Raw genomic sequence first — 19936 nt, 5'->3', positions numbered from 1 at the left:
TAACTCATAACCTATAACTCATAACTAAAAAGAGAAACTTATTCTGTAATCGTTACGTTATCACCGTTGAACACACCCAGGCCGAGCTTGTTCATGATGAACTTGATTGCCGATTGGGCCTTTACGGAGTTTCCCGCTTCGTCTAGGGGAGGAGCGAAGGCCGATACTCCCATGACACCGGGCAATACGGCCATTACACCACCGCCTACACCGCTTTTGGCCGGTATGCCGGCGGTGTACATCCAGTCGCCGGAATGCTCGTAGAAGCCTACGGTCGAAATCATCGACGTAATTTTCGGTGCCAGGCTGGCTTCGAACACCGTTTGTTTGGTGACGGGGTTCACACCGTTATTGGCGATGGTTCCTGCGGCAATGCCCAGTTGCTGGGCCGTGATGCCGAGAGAACACTGGCGGGTATAGAGGTCGAGTGCCATATCCGGATCATCGTAGATGCGGTTGTAGTTTTTCAGCAGCCAGGCAATGGAGCGGTTGTTGAAGTTGGTAGCCGTTTCCGATTTGTACAGTTCGTCGATGAGTTGTGGGGCAGAGCCGCACAGCTCAGTGACATTCTGTACAATGGCATCCCATTTTTTGTCGGAGTTTCCCACTGGCTGCACCATGGAACAGGCGGAAATGGCACCGGCATTTACCAATGGAGTGGAAGGGTGGTCGTTTTCCAGCAAGATGGCGATGATGGAGTTGAACGGTAGTCCCGTGGCATCGGCACCTATCATGTCCAGCACTTTCTGCGCACCGTATTGGCGCAGGATAAGGATGGCTGTGTGTACCTTCGAGACGGACTCTATACCGAAACGATAGTCTGTGTCACCTATATTGATGGTCTGCCCGTTCATCAGGCAGATGCTGAGTCCGAATAGTTTGGAGTCTATGTTGGCAAGGTAGGGAATATAATCCGCATTCTTGCCTCCTGTGCTGCCCTTCACCTCATTGTAGGCTTCTTGGGCAACCTCCTTTATTTGTGAAATTGATATTTTCTTTTCCATAAACACGTTGTGATGTACGATTAGACGATGTACGATTTACGATTGAAATTACTCCTTTAAACGTAGTCCGTATCAAGAGAAACTCTAATCGTACATCGTAAATCGTTTAATCGTAAATTAATTTATTTTTTATGAGTACGGCATCCGTGGTTGAATATTTTGGTTTCCACCGGCAGGTTCTTTTCCTGTGCCATACGGGTAGGAGTCGGGTAATCCAGTTTCTCCAGCTCCGTGATGGCATTCTTGATGTCACCCAGCAGCATGTCTGCCATGTCGCGGCTGAATCCTTGGCGAACAACGACGCGCATTACGACGTAGTCTTCCAGCTTTGAAGGCAGTGTATAGGCGGGTACCATCCAACCGTGTTGTGACAGCTTGTCCTGCAGGTCATACAGAGTCCATTTGGCAGCTCTTGCATATTCCGGTTTCAAATACCAGATAAACAGCGGGTTCACAACCTCGTCGGAATAGTTTACGAACGGAGCCATCTTGCCGATTTCGTCATGGATATACTTGGCGATGGTCAGAGAGTTGTACTGTACTTCCTTGTAACCCTGGAATCCCAAACGGATGAACTGGTAATATTGACCCAGAATCTGTGCGGCAGGACGGGAGAAGTTCAGGCCTACCTGAGTAATGTTGGCACCGAGGTAGTTTACGCTGAATGACATTTCTTCGGGCAGATATTCCTTGCCTTTCCAGCAAACCCAGCCCAGACCCGGATAAACCAGACCGAATTTGTGTCCGCTGACGCTGATGGAGAGTACCCACTTCAGACGGAAGTCCCATTTCTTTTCGGGATAGAGGAACGGGAGGATGAAACCGCCGCTGGCGGCATCTACGTGGATAGGAATGTCGTAGCCGGTCTTCGCATTGTAGGCATCGAGGGCTTTGTCGAGGGCTTCGACGTCATCGTTCAGTCCTGTCCATGTAACGCCTTGGATAGGCACGATACAGATGGTGTTCTCATCACACATCTTCAAGGCTTCTTCGGGGTCGAGCGTGGTCTTGTCCAGTGTCAAAGGCACTTCACGCATTTCAATCTGCCACAATTGGGCGAATTTTTCCCATACCACCTGGAAACCAGTTGAAATAACGAAGTTTGGTTTGTCGAACGGTTTGCCTTGCGCCTGACGTTTCTTGCGCCAGCGCAACCAGGCTGCCACACCACCCAGCATACATGCCTCCGAGGAACCGATGGCAAGTGCGCCGGTTTTCCAGGTTTCTTTTTCAGGAGAGTTCCAGAGGTTGGCCACGATGTTGATACATTTACCGTTCATTACGGCGATGCGCGGATATTCGGTCTCGTCAATGTAGTTGATGTTGATGGCTTCGTTCATCAGCTTGGTTGCATATTCGTCCATATAGGTAGTGACGAATGTAGCCAGATTCAAGCGAGGCTGCGTTTGGGCGAAGGTCTCGTCTTTCACCATCTGATAGGCGATTTCCGGGGTAGTAGGTCCGTCGGGAATCTTTTCTACGGGTGAGGGTTGTAACATACGGTTTGAACCGAATACTTCAGTTTTTGCATCTCCTTTTCTGAAATTCAAATCTTCCATATTAATAAGTTTTTTAAAGGTTTAGGCGGCGGGGCTTTTCCCCGTCGAATTTCCCACAACAACGGGGTTTGCGGATGAAAGTTCCGGGGTTTTGCATTATTTGGCGTTTATTAAAGGGCAGCGTAGTAAAATCTTAAAAAACGAACATTCTGAAGGTAGGTTTGTTGTTCCCACATTATTCATTTAATTAATATACTACTATATGAAAATCAATACCGGAAGGGGTACAATCCCCCTTATCACGCTTGTCGGCATTTGGTCAGTCTCTGCATTGACTTCCTTGCCGGGATTGGCCGTATCACCTATTTTGGGACAGCTTACTACCATTTTTCCATATGCTACAGAACTGGATATACAGATGCTTACCTCCCTGCCTTCGCTGCTGATAATTCCTTTTGTGCTATTGGCGGGCAAGCTGGCCGAGAAACGTGACTTTGTGCGTCTGCTGAAAGTGGGACTTTGGATGTTTGCCGCCAGTGGGGTACTTTATCTTTTTTCGGACAAAATGTGGCAGTTGATGGTGGTCAGTGCTTTGCTCGGCATTGGCTCGGGACTGATAATCCCGTTGTCTACCGGTTTGGTTTCACGTTATTTCACGGGGGAGTATAGGGTAAAGCAGTTTGGTTACAGTTCTGCCATCACCAATGTGACGCTGGTTGTGGCAACGGCGGTGACTGGGTATCTGGCAGAGGTAAACTGGCACTTGCCTTTCGTGGTATATCTGCTTCCGTTGGTTTCTCTGCTGCTTGTCGGGTATTTGAAGGGAGATACCGGTCAGCCGCAGAAAACAGAAGATACGGCTACCGTTGTTCCGGAGGAATCCAAGCGTGCGATTCCCGGTAAATACGGCATCCATGTCCGCCATCTGCTACAGTTGATGCTGTTTTATGGCGTCACTACGTATGTAGTGCTGGCGGTTACTTTTGACTTGCCTTTTTTGATGGAGGCCCATCACTTCTCCAGCGGAAATTCCGGATTGATGATCTCCTTATTCTTCCTTGCCATTATGGCTCCGGGTTTCTTCCTGGGGCATATCGTGAAGTGGATGGGGAAACACACAAAGTTTTACAGCCTTTTGTCCATTGCAGCGGGTTTGCTTTTGATATGGATTTCGCCTAAAGAATGGCTGATAATACCGGGATGTATGTTGGTTGGTTTGGGATATGGTGTCATTCAACCGCTGATTTATGACGAGACAGTAGATACGGCTATACCGGAAAAAACAACTTTGGCACTGGCCTTTGTAATGGTAATGAATTATCTGGCGATTCTATTGTCCCCGTTCATTACAGACTTCTTTCAGACCTTGTTCCACACTAATTCCAAGGAATTTCCGTTTATTTTCAACCTCTGCATCACACTGCTCGCTATGTGGTGGGAGTATGCGAGGAAGAAGGATTCTTTGTTGGGGGGGAGTTATGAGTGATGAGTGATTTGTTGGTAATTGTGCTGCGCTACCATGCTGAAAGGAAAATACCAACAAATCACTCATCACTTATAACTTATAACTTATAACTCAATCGCCTCATATTTCAGCCCGAAGACGTCGGCTACAGCTTTGTATGTTACTTTGCCTTCCACTACGTTCAATCCTTGCGCCAGAGCCGGGTCGTCCTTGCAGGCTTGTCTCCAGCCTTTGCATGCCAGGGAAACAGTGTAGGGCAGGGTGGCATTTGTCAGTGCCATGGTGGAGGTGAAGGGTACGGCGCCGGGGATATTGGCAACGGCGTAGTGTACAATTCCGTCCACAATGTAGGTAGGGTCGCTGTGCGTGGTGGGGTGGGAGGTTTCGAAACAACCGCCCTGGTCGATGGCTACGTCTACGAGTACCGTACCGGGTTTCATCATCTTCAGCATTTCGCTGGTGATGAGGTGTGGGGCCTTGTCACCGGGGATGAGGACGGAACCGATTACCAAGTCGATGTTCGGCAATTCCATCTTGATGTTATGGGTGGAAGAATAGAGTGTCTTTACGTTTTTCGGCATCACTTCACTCAGGTAGCGCAGGCGGGGAAGGTTGATGTCGGCAATCAGTACCTCGGCACCCATTCCGGCAGCTATCTGTGCGGCATTGGTGCCCACGATACCACCTCCAAGGATAAGTACGCGTGCGGGACGTACGCCCGTTACTCCGCCCATCAGTTTTCCCTTGCCGCCTTGTGGCTTTTCAAGGAAGCGGGCTCCTACTTGGGTAGCCATGCGTCCTGCCACCTCACTCATAGGAGTAAGTAGCGGAAGTGAGTGGTCTTCTTTTTCCACGGTTTCGTAGGCGATGCAGACGGCACCGCTTTCAATCATGGCTTCGGTCAGCAATTTATCGGCTGCAAAGTGGAAATAGGTGAATACCACTTGTCCCTTTTTAATCAGTTTGTACTCCGGTGCAATAGGTTCCTTTACCTTGACAATCATGTCGGCTGCGGCATACGTGTCTTCAATGGTCGGTAAAGTCTTTGCACCTACGGCGATGTAGTCATCGTCGGAGAAACCGCTGTTTACGCCTGCTGTGGCTTGCACATACACCGTATGACTTTTTTTCACCAATTCGGCTACTCCGGCAGGGGTCATTCCCACGCGGTTCTCGTTGTTCTTGATTTCTTTAGGTACTCCGATAATCATAACCTTAAAGTTTTAATTGGGGGGTTAAACATGGCGCAATATAGCGATTTCCCGGCTTGGATGTTATCGGTGCATCTATGTTCTTCAACAGAATTTTTATGCATGTTTTAATCAATGATAATTGTAGCTTTCTGTAGGTAGAGAGAACTATTCTTTTTATATTTGCATGCATTTAAAATAATATTGACTGTACAAAATATGAAATATTCTATATTTTTCTCTCTTTTGTTCTTTATTGGTAGTGTGCAAAGCGGCTATGCCCAAGAAACCGGTACAGACAAGCCCTCCTTCATCCCGCCTTTTGATTTTCCCATCACTTTCTCCGGTAACTTCGGCGAGATACGTGCCAACCATTTTCATGGCGGACTGGATTTCAAGACCGGTGGAACCATAGGCAAGCCGGTACGCGCTCTGGCCGACGGATATATTTCGCGTATCCGCGTTACCCACGGTTCGGGCTATGTGCTCGATGTGGCTTATGACAATGGTTATTCGACGATAAACCGCCATTTGAGTGCCTTTGTGGGCGATGTGGCCCGCCGGGTTGAAGACTTGCAGTACGAGAAAGAAAGTTGGGAGGTGGAAATTACTCCCGAACCCGATGAATATCCCGTGAAGGCCGGTCAGATAATAGCTTTGAGCGGAAACACCGGATACTCTTTCGGTCCGCACCTGCATCTGGATATGATAGAGACGGCTACGGACGAATATATCGACCCGCTGCCTTTCTTCATGAACAAGGTGAAAGACAAGACTGCCCCGCGTGCCGAAGGTATCATGCTGTTTCCACAGCCGGGAAAAGGAGTGGTGGAGGGCAAGCAGACGCGACGGGCTTTTCCGGCACATCCAACGAAACCCATTACCGCCTGGGGACTGATTGGTGCAGGCATCCGTGCCTACGACTATATGGACGGAGTGCAGAATAAATATGGCGTGAAGACGGTGATTCTCGAAGTGGACGGTGAGGAAGTCTTCCGCAGTACGATAGACCGCTTTGCCTATGAGGAGAACCGCTATATCAATTCGTGGACACACGGTCAGTACATGAAGTCTTTTATAGAGCCGGGCAACCGTCTTCGCATGCTGCAGGCATCCAACGGCAATCGCGGACTGGTGGAAATCAACGAAGAACGCCCTTACCGATTTGTCTATACACTGAGCGATGCGCTGGGAAATACCTCTAAAGTCCGCTTTACAGTCCAGGGACAGAAGACGATAATTGCTCCGGTGGAACATCGTGAGAAATATACCCTCAAATGGGACAAGGTGAACTATCTGCAGGAGCCGGGGCTGGAGTTGGTTATCCCGAAAGGAATGCTCTACGATAACGTCTTGCTGAACTACTCCGTGCGGGCTGATAGTGGCGACATCGCTTTCACCTATCAACTAAACGATACCCGTATTCCTATGCACAATGCCTGCGATTTGCGTATCGGCTTGCGCCGGCGTCCAGTAGAGGATATGACCAAATATTATGTGGCGGGCGTAACGGCGCGCGGTGGAAAATACCGCATCGGCGGTAAGTATGAGGATGGTGTCATGAAAGTGCGTATACGGGATTTGGGGACTTATACCGTGGCAGTGGATACGGTTCCGCCGGTGATAACTCCCGTGAACCAAGCTCAGTGGGGACGTACGGGAAAAATCATCTTCAAGGCCAAGGACAAGGAAACCGGCATCAACACCTATCGGGGTACGATTGACGGGAAGTATGCCTTGTTTGGAAAGCCCAATTCCATCAGTGGTAACCTGGTGTGCGAGCTCGACCCGAAATATGTGGAGAAAGGCGGCAAGCATGTGGTGGAGATGACGGTGACGGATGGCTGTGGCAACCGTACTACCGAACAGTTTGATTTTGTATGGTAAAGACTGAAATATTTAGTAACATTATAATTTAGAAGTATGAAAAGTAAAAGACTGACTCTTTCCGTCTTGTTTGTTGTGGCAGCCGTGGCGAATGCGCTGGCCTGCACCAATCTTATCGTAGGCAAGAACGCCTCCGCGGACGGTTCTACCATTGTTTCCTATTCTGCCGATTCTTATGGTTTGTTCGGCGAGTTGTATCATTATCCTGCTGGTATGCACAAGAAAGGTACGCTGATTGACATACACGAGTGGGACACCGGCAAATACCTTGGGCAGATAGAGCAGGCGCGTCAGACGTACAATGTCATTGGCAACATGAATGAGTTCCAGCTCACTATCGGTGAGACGACATTCGGCGGACGTCCCGAGCTGGTGGATACCACCGGCATCATCGACTACGGCAGCCTGATTTACCTCGGTCTGCAACGCTCACGCACCGCCCGCGAGGCCATCAAAGTGATGACGGAACTGGTGCAGGAATATGGCTATTACAGCAGTGGCGAGTCCTTCACCATCGCCGACCCCAACGAAATATGGATTATGGAGATGATTGGCAAGGGACCCGGTGTGCGCGGTGCCGTATGGGTAGCTGTCCGCGTGCCCGATGATTGTATCTCCGCTCATGCCAACCAGAGCCGCATTCATCAGTTCAACATGAACGACAAGGAGAACTGTATGTACTCCCCCGATGTCATCTCCTTTGCACGCGAGAAGGGCTATTTTGACGGTGTGAACAAGGATTTCAGCTTTGCCGATGCCTATGCTCCGCTCGATTTCGGTGCCCGTCGCTATTGCGAGGCACGCGTATGGAGCTATTTCAATATGTTTACCGACCGCGGCAACGAGTTCCTGCCTTATATATTGGGTGAGACGGACACTCCGATGCCTCTGTTTGTGAAGCCCAACCGCAAGGTTTCCGTGCAGGATGTGAAGAACGCCATGCGCGACCATTATGAAGGTACTCCTCTCGACATCAGCAAAGATTTCGGCGCAGGCCCGTATCATACCCCGTACCGCCTTTCTCCACTCTCTTTCAAGGTGGGTGACCAGGAATACTTCAATGAACGTCCCATCTCCACCCAGCAGAGCGGTTTCGTATTCGTGGCACAGATGCGCTCCGAGTTGCCCGATCCTATCGGTGGAGTATTGTGGTTCGGCACAGATGATGCCAACATGACGGTATTTACGCCCGTATACTGCTGTACGGACAAGGTTCCCGTATGCTACACCCGTGTGGACGGCGCCGATTACATCACTTTCTCCTGGAACTCCGCTTTCTGGATTTTCAACTGGGTGGCCAATATGGTTTATCCCCGTTATGACTTGATGATGGGCGACGTGCGTGCCACTCAGACAGAGTTGGAGACAACCTTCAACGAAGCGCAGGAAGGCGTTGAGGCTGCTGCTGCCAAACTGCTGGAAAAAGATCCTGCCAAAGCAAAGGCATTTCTTACCAACTATACGAACATGACTGCCCAAAGCACTTTCGATACTTGGAAACGTCTTGGCGAGTTTCTTGTCGTAAAGTATAATGACGGCGTTGTCAAACGTATGAAAAACGGTCAATTCGAACGTAATTCCATCGGCCAGCCGGCAGGCGTAATCCGCCCGGGATACCCGAAGGAGTTCCTTGAAGAGTATGTTAAGCAGACGGGAGACAGATATAAAATGCCTGAATAAAATTAGGATATTTGAACTTATTCTTCTACATTTGTGTCTTACAAAAAAGTTTATATTAACCCTTAAAACAATAACAGTCTTATGGAAAATCAGGAACTGATTAAGCAGGTGACTGAGAAAGCCGAAAAATGGCTTACCCCGGCATATGATGCCGAAACTCAGGCAGAAGTGAAACGCATGTTGGAAAATCCAGATAAAACCGAATTGATAGACAGTTTTTACAAAGACCTGGAATTTGGAACGGGCGGTCTGCGCGGCATCATGGGTGCCGGTACAAACCGCATGAACATCTACACCGTAGGTGCCGCAACACAGGGCTTGTCCAACTATCTGAACAAATGTTTTGCCGGAAAGAAGGATATTTCCGTTGTTGTGGGGCACGACTGCCGCAACAATAGCGACAAGTTCGCAAAGATTTCTGCCGACATCTTCTCTGCAAACGGCATCAAGGTATATCTTTTTGATGACCTTCGTCCTACGCCCGAAGTTTCATTTGCCATTCGCCACTTCGGCTGCCAGAGCGGTATCAACATTACAGCCAGCCACAACCCCAGAGAATACAACGGCTACAAGGCTTATTGGGATGACGGTGCGCAGGTGCTCGCTCCGCACGATACAGCCATCATAGACGAGGTGAATAAGGTGACGGTGGCCGACATCAAGTTCAACGGCAACAAGGACTTGATTCAGATTATCGGCAAGGAAGTGGATAAGGTTTATCTGGACATGGTTCACTCCATCTCCATCGACCCCGAAGTCATCCGTCGCCAGAAAGACCTCAGCATTGTGTATACTCCGCTTCATGGCGCAGGCCGCGTGCTCATTCCGGACTCATTGAAGGAGTGGGGATTTGAGAATATCAACTGCGTGCCCGAACAGATGGTGAAGGACGGCAATTTCCCGACGGTGGTTTCTCCGAATCCCGAAAATGCCGAAGCCCTTTCCATGGCCATTGCGCTGGCCAAGAAGATTGACGCTGACATCGTGATGGCAAGTGACCCGGATGCCGACCGTGTCGGTATGGCCTGCAAGGACGATAAGGGCGAGTGGGTGCTTATTAATGGTAACCAGACTTGTCTCATTTTCTTGTACTACATCATCAAGAACCGTATTGCAATGGGCAAGATGCAGCCGAACGACTTCATCGTGAAGACCATCGTGACCACTGAACTCATCAAGGCTGTGGCAGACAAGAACAAGATTGAAATGCGCGACTGCTACACCGGCTTCAAGTGGATTGCTCGCGAAATCCGTCTGAGCGAAGGCAAGCAGCAGTATATCGGTGGTGGTGAAGAAAGCTATGGCTTCCTGGCCGAAGACTTTGTCCGTGATAAAGATGCGGTTTCTGCCTGCTCCTTGCTGGCCGAAATCTGTGCTTGGGCCAAAGACCAGGGTAAGACGCTCTATGACGTATTGATGGAAATCTATGTAGAATATGGATTCTCAAAGGAAACCACCGTGAATGTGGTGAAACCGGGTAAGAGCGGTGCCGAGGAAATCAAGGCGATGATGGATAACTTCCGTGCCAATCCTCCGAAGGAAATCGGCGGTTCGGCTGTCAGTCTGATTAAGGATTACAAGACGCTGGAACTTACTGATGCCCAGGGCAACGTAAGCAAGCTGGATATGCCCGAGACTTCCAATGTACTTCAATATTTCACTGTAGACGGCACGAAGATTTCTGTCCGTCCTTCCGGTACGGAACCGAAGATTAAGTTCTATATCGAGGTGAAGGGCGAGATGGGTTGTCCGAAATGCTATACCAGCGCCGATGCCGAAGCTGAGAAGAAAGTGGAGGCAGTGCGCAAGTCACTCGGCATTTGATAGGAAAGAGGAAAAAATGTGTATATAGTGTTCGGAGAGGCGTAACCCGTGAGGGCTGCGCCTCTTCCTTTTGCTTCTGTGTTGAAAGAAAACTTAAATAAAGACTTAAACCCGATGGTTGATGAACAAAACGTTTGCAGGGAAGTTAAGTATAGGCAGATTGCGGTTACACACCGATTGGTTGATGTGAATGAGAGTCGTTTCATTCGTAGTTGTTCGTTTGTGAGTGTGTGTTTTCCGCAATCTGCTTTTTAAAATTTCTTCCCCCCCTCTTTTTAATTCTTTAATTTTTAATTGTTCTCCATCCACCAGTCTATCAGCCTTCTTGCGATACTCAGTTTTCGTGGAATTTCGGGCAGGTTGTCTTTGGAATAGAAGGCGGCAGCGGTCAGCTCATCTTCCTGCAGTTTTATCTCCCCGCTTTCGTAGTCGGCAATGAAACCCACCATCAATCCGCTGGGGTAGGGCCAGGGCTGGTTGCTGAAGTAGGTGATGTTCTTTACCTTCAGCCCCGTTTCCTCAAAAACTTCCCGTTCCACACATTCTTCCAGTGTCTCGCCGGCTTCGAGGAAGCCTGCCACCAGTCCGTAGAAGGTTCCTCGGAAGTTCCGGGCATGCACCAGCAGGATTTCGTCTCCTTTGCGTATCAGTACGATGATGGCGGTGGAAACGGGAGGGTACATCTCATTGCCGCAGTTGGGACACTTCTTCATGATGGGGGTCTGGTGCTCCATGGCGGTACCACACACGGGGCAGAAGTGGCTGTGCTCGTCCCAATAGAGTATCTGGAAGGCCTTTCCTGCAGAACGGTACTCGTCCGGCGAGATGTAGTCGTACGATGCGCGCAGGCCTATCATGACCCATTCGTCGGTTTCGGCCACGGGCTGTTCCAAGGCGAATGCACGTACTTGCTTGCCGTTGGGGGGGAACACTTCGTGTATATTACTTCCGGCTTCCGGTGTCAGAGGAGGCTCTATACTGACGGGTACGCTGTATTTTATTTCTCCTTTGTCTGTATATCCTTTTTTCAGCAGCAGTTGGTCTTTGAAGAAGACGAACCACTGCGTGCAGGGTTGGGGTTCTGTTGATTTTTCCATTGTTTGTTGTTTTATTATTTTGGGGGGGATGAACACGAAAATACAAAGGCACAGAGATTCTTTTCAAATTAATTTCTATGTCTCTGTGTCTCTGTGCTTGCCCCCCTAAATTTCGTTTGCTGTGTCTTTTTCTTGTCGCACATAGACCGTTGACCTTCCCATTCCGCGGCGGCGCAGGAACCCTTGCCGGATGAAGTTGTTCAGTTCGTCTATGGCGGCATGTCTGGTTAGTCCGCTTAGCTGGATGTATTCGTTCTTGTTGATACATACATTCTGCTTGAGGAACAGTTCCAGTTCGGCTTTTCTTGTTTCTTCGGTGGTCTCTACTACTTTTTTCGATTTCTTGGTAGTGGAGTGTACACGTTCCAACGTCATTTTCTTCTTGATGTTGTTGCGGAACGTGCTGCTGATGCGCAGGTGTACGTTTTGGAATTGGACGGATTCGGAGCGGATTTTCTTTTTCTCGTCGTCGGTCTCGCGCAAGCATTTCAGTGAAGTGCTGAAGAATCCGAGTTCTCCTAGCTCCACGATGTTTCCGTTGGCCAGCAAATCGCACAGCTCGTCAATGCAGGCATCCAATGCTGCCCCTATCACATTCTTGGGCAGATGTTGGAAAGTTGCGATATGTTCCACAAACTCCTTTTGGGTATAAGTCCTTTTCGGGCAGATACGTGCATGGAGTGATTTCTTGTCTTCTTTCCCGTCGGGCGAAGGCGTTTCGTAAAGGTCGTAATACGCGCTCATAAGATATTTATTTTTGTTTATAGCGATAAACAGTTCTCGTCGCTTCGGGGAATTATTTTTGTCGCTAAGCAGATTAATTTTCTTCTTCCTAAAAACTAATCGTCCGACAACTGTTGCATTATCGTCCAACAGTTGTTTAATTATCGTCCGACAGTTGTCGGACGAAACAGAAATGGGTATGGGACGATTATTTCTTAGTGAACAAAGGTATAAAATATTGTGATACGAAGGGTAGTGTTTGGGGAGGAAAGTTTTAGTTTTCGGCAAAAGAGGGGGGATTGTTAAATCCCCAATAATAGGGACTGACCCGATGAAGGACTGGTCACTTACCTGGGGACAATTTGTCTCCAGGTAGAAATGGTAATAGATATAGGAAATGAAAGCAAATCACAACGTGTGTGTGCGTGTCTGTGTGTATTTGTTTTCCAAAGATAGTGAATCTTAATAAGAATCTCTCTGATTTCCCTACTATTTGGTATCTTTACACGCTTTTCTTTATACATGAGTACTGACTATAAATAAATCATATTGTGGAAATAACCCAACGCATTCGTCTCCTCCTTTCCGAAATGAACCGGGGAGTATACGAAAAAGAAACTGAAATAAACCTCTCCCTGCTGGCAGCTCTGGCAGGCGAGAGCATCCTGCTCCTGGGACCTCCGGGAGTAGCCAAGTCAATGGTAGCCAGGCGGCTAAAGTCGGCTTTTACAGATGCCCGTGCCTTTGAATACCTGATGTCCCGCTTCTCTACGCCCGACGAGATTTTCGGTCCTGTCAGCATTAGCCGACTGAAAGAATCCGACAAGTACGAACGTGCCATCGACGGCTATCTGCCCACAGCCGATGTCGTGTTTCTGGACGAAATATGGAAAGCAGGCCCTGCCATACAGAACACTCTGCTAACCGTCATCAACGAGAAACTTTTCCGCAACGGCGACAAGGAACTGCATCTCCCCCTCAAACTGCTCGTAGCCGCCAGCAACGAACTGCCCGCTCAAGGCGAGGGACTAGAAGCCCTATGGGACCGTTTCCTTATCCGCATTCTCTGCACCTGCGTCAAGCAGGAAGAATCTTTCTACAAAATGCTGCTGGACGATTCTGCCGACCATCCGGAAACGACTGCTTGCGAATGGCAAATCTCCGACCGCGAGTATGCCGAATGGCAAGCTGAGATACGCCGCGTAACCTTGCCTCTCGATGTTCTTTCCTGCATCACAGCCATTCGCCACGGACTGACAAGCGTAGAGATGCAAGACTCCGACCTGCGCCGCAATGTCTACGTCAGCGACCGCCGCTGGAAGAACATCGTGAAGCTGCTCAAGACCTCCGCCTTCGTCCACGGCCGCACGGAAGTCTCCATGACCGACCTGCTTCCCGTCTACCACTGTCTATGGAGTGAGCCTGATGAGAGCGTTGCCATCCGTGACATCGTTATCCGTGCCTTATTCGTGTCCCACACAAAACAGATTGCCGGTATCGCCTCCTCGCTGAAATCCGATTTGAAAGTCAGCCGTGTGCGCGAAGCCCTCGACAAAGCCCGCCTTGCCGGCGACCGTAGGGACGATGACCTGCTGATAACGGAACATTTCTACTACCAGGTGGAGAAACATGGTACGGGCAACACCTACATCTTTATCGTGGACTACAGAAATCTGAAGGAGTACAGCGCCAAAGATGCCCCCACCTTGGGCGTAATGTATGCCGACCCCATCAATCCCAAGCGTACCATCATCCGCGCCTTTGCCGACACCGGCGCCGTGAAAGAGGAAGGCACCGAACGCGTCACCCTCTACCGCGACGACAAGCATCTCTACATCAACGGTGTGCGCTTCCCCATGCGGCGTCTGCAACGAGGTGAGGAGCAACAACTCTGGCTGGGAAACCTCTCCGTCACCGACCGTGACTACGAGACGGAACTGGACGCCGCCGCCACCAGCATAGACCGCCTGGTAAGAGATTTGTCCGACAACCTTTTCGTCTCCGAAGAAGACAAAAAGAGCGTAGCTCAATACGTCTCCATCGTCCGCAAGGAAATAGCCTGGGCGCGTGTGGACATGCGCAAACTGAGATATGGAGACGAATAATCCTCCAGTAACCAAGAAGAAGATGAACACCACCGTCACCCGATATGACACCGCCTTCTATGTGCAGGCACTGGACCGTTTCGTTGCCACCGGAGAGTGCGCAGAGACGGATACCGAGCCCTTGTATGCCTATCTACTCTCTGTGATGAACGACTCCATGGTCAAGGTGCAGGTGCTGGGCGATGAGGTCTGTGCACGTATCTTTTACGACACCATGATTCAGTTCATCCAATTGAACTTGGAGAAGGAGAGGTACCACCTCCGGAAAAGCCAGTCGGAACGGACCGGGATGAAACTCGTGCTGGAATGGTCCATGGCAAAGCGGAAAGACGGCTGGCAAGCCTTGCTCCAGCAGATTTCCGACAAATACCGGGAGTACGGCTTCGACTCCCGTTTCTACCGCAGCCACTTCGGTACAGAAGGAGGATATGCGGACGATGAAGTCTGGGAGAAAATGGTGGACGACTGGGAAGACGCCTTCCAACTGAAGATGCACGAAGAAAAGGAGAAAGAGATTGCTTTCCGCAAAGATGCCCTCGAGCGCAGGCTCCGTTCCAATCTGAAAGACATCCCCGAGTACATCCGCCAGAACCGGGTGGATAAGGACGAATTCTTCCAGACCTGGGGCATGATGAGCGGCTTGTGGAATACTGTCGACTTTGAGCGTATACGGAAAATCGTGCGCATCCAGCGCTCTTGCCCCGAGATAGTGAAAGTGGCCCGCAAGATGGGGCGTATGGCAGACGACGAAGGACGTGAGCAAATCCGCGTTGCCGAGGGAAACGTCTACAAAATGGAGCACTCCTCCAAATGTGACATCCTGGGCATCAGTACCGGCAACGACCTCAATACCCTGCTTCCCATTGAGCTTGCCCATTCCGCCGACAGCGAACTGGAAGATTTGTTCGTCTACAAATACCTCACCCGCAAGCTCCAGACCTTCCGCTATAAATCGGAAATCATGCAGCCTGCCCGGCGTATCGAAACCAAGCCCGCCCGTCCCAAAGGTCCGATGATTGTCTGTCTGGACACCTCGGGAAGCATGGCTGGCAAGCCGGAGAAGATTGCCCACTCCCTGCTGATAAAGCTCCTGGAGATAGCCGACCGTCAACGGCGGAACTGCTTTCTGATAGCCTTTTCCGTCTCCATCCATCCGATTGACGTAAGGAAAGAGCGGGCAAGGCTGCTCGAATTCTTCTCAAAGACAGCTTGCGGGGATACAGATGCCACCCGTATGCTAGAAGCCACGTTCCGCCTGCTCAAAGAAGGCAAGGAGTATATGAATGCCGATGTGCTTTGGGTCAGCGATTTCAAGATTCCTCACTCTTCACCTGCCTTTATGGAGGAGATTCGCCGTTGTCGGGAAGCTGGTACACACTTCTACGGTCTGCAGATTGGCATCACGGACAATGAGTGGGCACCATTCTTCGACCGCATTTATCGGGCGGAATACACCCCTTTGCGGAATTACTGAAATAAGGTTTGCCCTGAAAGCGTGCTTATTGAAGGCTATATTTCAGCAGTAAATATCCGCCTGCCACTTGCAATCCCATTCCCGGCACGCCGATACGGAAATCTTGTACAGCCCGGAAGAAGCTGCCCACCATGGCCCATTCTCCCAAAGTACCTGCTACCTGATAGAAAAGAACTACTGCCAGCAGGATAGGCAGGGAAATGCGCTGGAAACGGTGTGCTGCCCAGCCCGCCGCCACAGCCAGTAATACAGACTTCAACAGAATGGCGGGAAGTGCTGCGGGAAGTGGCATTCCGAATAGCAGGGAGTTGAGGACGGGCGACAGGACGGCTGTCAGCAACCCCACTTTCCATCCGAATTTATAAGCGCCCACCAGCGTGAAGAAATAGATTGGCAGCCAGGTTATCCCTCCCTGGGGAATGAGATGAAAGAGCTGGGGAAGAGCCAGATTGCCAAGAATGAATAGCGAGGCTGCCAGATACGTCTTCACATTATTGTAATCCAGCGAGTAGAGTTTAACTGTTTTTGTTTCCATGTAGTTGTAATGTATTAAAAGTTGATATTTACGCCTCCCATCACCGTAGCTTTCGGCATGGGGAAGCCTGCATTGATTTCATAGCGTTGTGCCAGCAGGTTTTCACCCTTGACGAAGACGTCGGCAAAACTGCACAGACGGTAGTTGGCACGCAGGTTCCAGAGTACGAAGCTTTCCTGCTTCTCCTTACCCGGGGTGACCGAGGTATGGAGACCCTTCACGTATTGTATACCGGTAGATAGGCCCCAACGTCCTTGCGTAAAGTCCGCACCGGCATAGAGTTTGTGCTCGGGAGCCGCCAGTACCGGATTCTCCATGTGCAGCCAGCTATAATTGGCATTCATCTGCCAGTGGCGGTTGATGCGGTATCCGAGGTTGGTTTCCACACCCCAGTTCTCTATCTCGCCGGAGTTGACGTTCTTGCGCAGGGCAGGGTCCGTCATGATGATGTTGTCCCCGTTGATGTAGTAGAGGTTCACCCCATAGGACATGGGCCCTCCCAAAAGCTGCCCCGTAAAGGAGAGTTCATAGTTCATCAGGCTCTCCGCTTTCAAATCGGGGTTCTGTGGAGGGAACATGTACATCTCCCGGATGGTGGGGTTACGGAATCCTTTGCTCACCATTGCTTTCAGTTCTGCCTGCCGCGGCAGATGGAAAGCCAGTCCCCCTTGGGGAATCCATTCCGTGCCTACGTGCGAATGGTGGTCTATGCGGACACCGGCGTCCAGTGAAAGCCAACTGTTGATGTCCTGCCTGAAATCCACATAGCCTGCAAATTCATCCATCTGCTTGTCCACGCCGGGGATGCGGTCACCAATCTGCTGTCCGGGTTTTGCCTCGTCGATGGCGACAACCTTGTTCCAGGACTCTCCGCCGAAGTGCTGGTAATCGAAACCTACGGTCAGGCGGTTGCCGGTGAAGAGCGTGGCGCTTTGATACCACGATATGCCCAGCATCCGGTCCTTGGAGTTGAAGTGCGACTTCTGGGGCTCTTCTCCGGGGTGGTAGCCGTCGTTAATCCTGTGCCGGCCCCAGTTATAGAAGAAGCTCACGGCGCCGGAAGTACGGTCGTAACGATTTTCCAGTGCGAAGGAGGTCATGCCGCGTGTGATGCGCGAGTCGTTGTCTATATACGGATTGTCGGCTTCGCCGGGATTGGAGGCGTTGAAGCGGGTGATGTTCACGTCGCCCCACAGCTTCCAGGTGTCGTTGAAGTCGTATCCCAGTTTGGCATAGCCGCCATACTGCTCAAACTCCATGTCGTCACGGTGTCCGTCGGTACGGTTGTACGAGCCGGTCACCACGCTGCTGAAACGCCCTTTCCTCACGCGGTTGGAGACTTCCGTCTGCAGGGTATTGTAGGAACCGTATCCTATCTGCGCATTGGTTTTCACCCCGTCCTCCTGCATCTTGCGGGTGACGATGTTGATAACCCCGCCCATTGCATTGGACCCGTAGAGGACGGAGGCGGGACCGCGCAGCACTTCCACCCGTTCGGCCATCATGCTCTGGTAGGCGTCGGCGATGGGATGCCCCATCAGGCCCATGTATTGCGGATGTCCGTCTATCAGCACCAGCAGGCTGGTCGTAGGTCCTCCGGCGGCATTCACCCCGGCGCCTATGCCGCGCAGGCTCATGCCTCCTGCGGCTCCCGTGGATACGCCGTAGCCCATGATGCCGCGGCTTGTGGTGAAAAGTCCGGGCACCTGCTCGGTCAGTGCAGGCAGGATGGAGGGCTGGTAGGTCTGTTCCAGTTGCCGACGACCCACTACGGAGATGGCCATTGGCAGGTGGCGGATGTCTGTTTCATTTCTTGTCCCGGTCACCACGACTTCATCAAGCTTGTAGCTTTTCAGCCGGAGGCTGTCGGCAGGTGCGGACAGCATGCCCCCTGGCAGGGCAATACTTATTAAAATAGCCGTTAAAATCTTTTTATTCATCGTTTATCTATGGTTCTTTCTGCAAAGTTATACAAAAAGAAGAATCTGTATATGATTGGTAATCCTCGAAATGAAAACGGATGTGGAAGATAACTCCGTTAAAGGGTTTCCTGCTTCAGTGCTTCCACAAACCGGTCTATTTCCTGCAGTTTCGCCGGGATGTCGATGCCTTGCGGACAGTGCGGGTTGCATTGGCCGCAACCGGTGCAACGGTTGGCTTGGCGGAGACGGGGAACACTGCGGTCATAGCCTATCAGGAAGGCGCGGCGTGCCTCGCGGTAATTCTCGTCTTGGCTGTTCTGCGGCACGTTGCCCTCGTTGATGCAGCGGTTGTAGTGCAGCAGGATGGCTGGAATATCCAGCCCATAGGGGCACGGCATACAGTATTTGCAGTCGTTGCACGGCACGGTGGGGTATTGCAGCATTCGCTGGGCGGTATCTTCCAGTAGGGTAAACTCCTCTTCCGTACATGGAACAAGCGGGGAGAAGGTACGCAGGTTGTCTTGCAGATGCTCCATGTACGTCATTCCGCTCAGTACGGTCAGCACATCGGGGAAAGTACCTGCAAATCGGAAGGCCCAGGAAGCCACGCTCTCTTGCGGGCGGCGTTGTTTCAGACGTGCCATCAAGTGGTCGTTCAGGCGGGATAGGCGTCCGCCCAGCAGCGGCTCCATGATAACGGCGGGAATGTTGCGCTTCACCAGCTCGGCATATAGGTATTCGGCATCCGTGTTGCGGGTATTCACTTCTTTGGCATGTCGCCAGTCCACGTAGTTCAGTTGGATTTGTACGAAGTCCCATTTCAGTTCGTCGTGGCGGGAGAGCAGGTAGTCAAAGACTTCGATGTCTCCATGATAGGAGAATCCGAGGTTGCGGATGCGTCCGACTTCGCGCTCTTTCAGCAGGAAGTCCAGCATGCCGTTGTCCAGATAGCGGGAACGGAGGGCTTCCATGCCGCCCATGCCGATGCCGTGCAGCAGGAGGTAGTCGATGTAGTCCACTTGCAGGTCGCGGAAGGAGCGGTGATACATGGCAAGGGACTCTTCGCGGCTGTGCGTGCTGGGACTGAAGTTGGACAGCTTTGTGGCAAGGAAGAATTTCTCCCGTGGATGGCGTTTTAAGGCAATGCCTGTGGCGCGCTCCGACAGACCTTGCACATAGGCGGGAGAGGTGTCGAAATAGTTCACTCCGTGAGCAATGGCATAGTCTATCAGGTCGTTCACGGCTTCCTGGTCTATTTCGTCTCCATTCCCATCGGCGCGTTTCCGGGTGGGCCATCGCATGCATCCGTATCCCAGCAGAGAAACCCGGTCGCCCGTGTTGGGGTTGGTACGATAGGTCATCTTGCCGGTTGGTATCTCGCCCAGTGCGGCCGATTCGCTTTCCCCGTTGTTCTTGTTGCCCGAACAGCCGTATAGGGCTGCTGCCGAGGCAAGCGTTCCTGCACCGGCGAGTTTGAAGAAATCGCGGCGGTTTATCTTGTTCTTATTGTCTTCTTTCATTGTGATAGGAC

At 51.0% G+C, this 19936-nt stretch carries 14 protein-coding genes; 6 read left to right on the top strand and 8 right to left on the bottom strand.

The features are described 5' to 3' along the window. Positions 1–38: 38 nt before the first annotated feature. Complete coding sequence (glsA, locus tag DWX62_RS19895; RefSeq protein WP_005831199.1) at positions 39–1004, bottom strand: glutaminase A; 966 nt, start codon at positions 1002–1004, stop codon at positions 39–41. A 122-nt stretch (positions 1005–1126) separates the two neighbouring features. Continuing rightward, the gene (locus DWX62_RS19890; RefSeq protein ID WP_005831197.1) at positions 1127–2563 is read right to left on the bottom strand and encodes a glutamate decarboxylase; all 1437 of its coding nucleotides are present in this window, start codon (positions 2561–2563) and stop codon (positions 1127–1129) included. A 202-nt stretch (positions 2564–2765) separates the two neighbouring features. On the opposite strand from DWX62_RS19890, the gene DWX62_RS19885 reads away from it, so the two are divergent. Continuing rightward, the gene (locus DWX62_RS19885; RefSeq protein ID WP_005831195.1) at positions 2766–3989 is read left to right on the top strand and encodes an MFS transporter; all 1224 of its coding nucleotides are present in this window, start codon (positions 2766–2768) and stop codon (positions 3987–3989) included. Between the two features lie 83 nt (positions 3990–4072). Here the strand turns inward: DWX62_RS19885 and ald are convergent, their stop codons facing one another. Then, entirely contained in the window at positions 4073–5179 is a 1107-nt protein-coding gene (ald, locus tag DWX62_RS19880) for an alanine dehydrogenase (protein WP_005831193.1), read from the bottom strand. A 183-nt stretch (positions 5180–5362) separates the two neighbouring features. Here ald and DWX62_RS19875 point away from each other — a divergent pair, with 183 nt between their 5' ends. The 3 genes from DWX62_RS19875 to DWX62_RS19865 all read left to right on the top strand — a co-directional run bounded on the left by DWX62_RS19875 (position 5363) and on the right by DWX62_RS19865 (position 10549). Beyond that, positions 5363–7045: a M23 family metallopeptidase gene (locus DWX62_RS19875; RefSeq protein WP_034526063.1), complete on the top strand. Its 1683-nt coding sequence runs from the start codon at positions 5363–5365 to the stop codon at positions 7043–7045. Positions 7046–7081: 36 nt separating this feature from the next. Continuing rightward, positions 7082–8725 carry a C69 family dipeptidase gene (locus DWX62_RS19870; RefSeq protein WP_005831190.1) on the top strand — a complete coding sequence of 548 codons (1644 nt, stop codon included), beginning with the start codon at positions 7082–7084 and terminating at the stop codon, positions 8723–8725. 81 nt (positions 8726–8806) lie between these two features. Continuing rightward, entirely contained in the window at positions 8807–10549 is a 1743-nt protein-coding gene (locus DWX62_RS19865; RefSeq protein ID WP_005831188.1) for a phospho-sugar mutase, read from the top strand. A gap of 290 nt (positions 10550–10839) precedes the next feature. Here DWX62_RS19865 and nudC read toward each other — a convergent pair whose 3' ends face one another. Continuing rightward, positions 10840–11646 (bottom strand): NAD(+) diphosphatase, encoded by an 807-nt coding sequence (gene nudC / locus DWX62_RS19860; RefSeq protein WP_009038266.1) that lies wholly within the window; start codon positions 11644–11646, stop codon positions 10840–10842. Positions 11647–11751: 105 nt separating this feature from the next. Beyond that, on the bottom strand, positions 11752–12390 hold the full coding sequence (locus DWX62_RS19855) for an HU family DNA-binding protein (protein WP_005832241.1): 639 nt from the start codon (positions 12388–12390) through the stop codon (positions 11752–11754). Positions 12391–12920: 530 nt separating this feature from the next. On the opposite strand from DWX62_RS19855, the gene DWX62_RS19850 reads away from it, so the two are divergent. Together DWX62_RS19850 and DWX62_RS19845 are read left to right on the top strand one after the other, a co-directional pair. Further along, positions 12921–14474 carry an AAA family ATPase gene (locus tag DWX62_RS19850; RefSeq protein WP_117922791.1) on the top strand — a complete coding sequence of 518 codons (1554 nt, stop codon included), beginning with the start codon at positions 12921–12923 and terminating at the stop codon, positions 14472–14474. Positions 14475–14496: 22 nt separating this feature from the next. Continuing rightward, positions 14497–15948 carry a hypothetical protein gene (locus DWX62_RS19845; RefSeq protein WP_120173115.1) on the top strand — a complete coding sequence of 484 codons (1452 nt, stop codon included), beginning with the start codon at positions 14497–14499 and terminating at the stop codon, positions 15946–15948. Positions 15949–15973: 25 nt separating this feature from the next. On the opposite strand, the gene DWX62_RS19840 is transcribed toward DWX62_RS19845, so the two are convergent. The 3 genes from DWX62_RS19840 to DWX62_RS19830 all read right to left on the bottom strand — a co-directional run bounded on the left by DWX62_RS19840 (position 15974) and on the right by DWX62_RS19830 (position 19925). After that, on the bottom strand, positions 15974–16483 hold the full coding sequence (locus DWX62_RS19840) for a membrane protein (protein ID WP_035448758.1): 510 nt from the start codon (positions 16481–16483) through the stop codon (positions 15974–15976). 14 nt (positions 16484–16497) lie between these two features. Next, a complete protein-coding gene (locus tag DWX62_RS19835) occupies positions 16498–18423 on the bottom strand; it encodes a TonB-dependent receptor (RefSeq protein ID WP_120173114.1) in 1926 nt (641 codons plus the stop codon). A 98-nt stretch (positions 18424–18521) separates the two neighbouring features. Then, positions 18522–19925, bottom strand: a complete 1404-nt coding sequence (locus DWX62_RS19830) for an aldo/keto reductase (protein ID WP_005831172.1) — start codon at positions 19923–19925, stop codon at positions 18522–18524. Positions 19926–19936: the final 11 nt, after the last annotated feature.

The sequence above is a fragment of the Bacteroides sp. AF20-13LB genome (genome assembly GCF_003603065.1).
Classification (GTDB): Bacteria; Bacteroidota; Bacteroidia; order Bacteroidales; family Bacteroidaceae; genus Bacteroides; species Bacteroides uniformis.
Note: the sequence above shows the minus strand (reverse complement) of the source record. Positions and strands in the feature narration are given on the sequence as shown.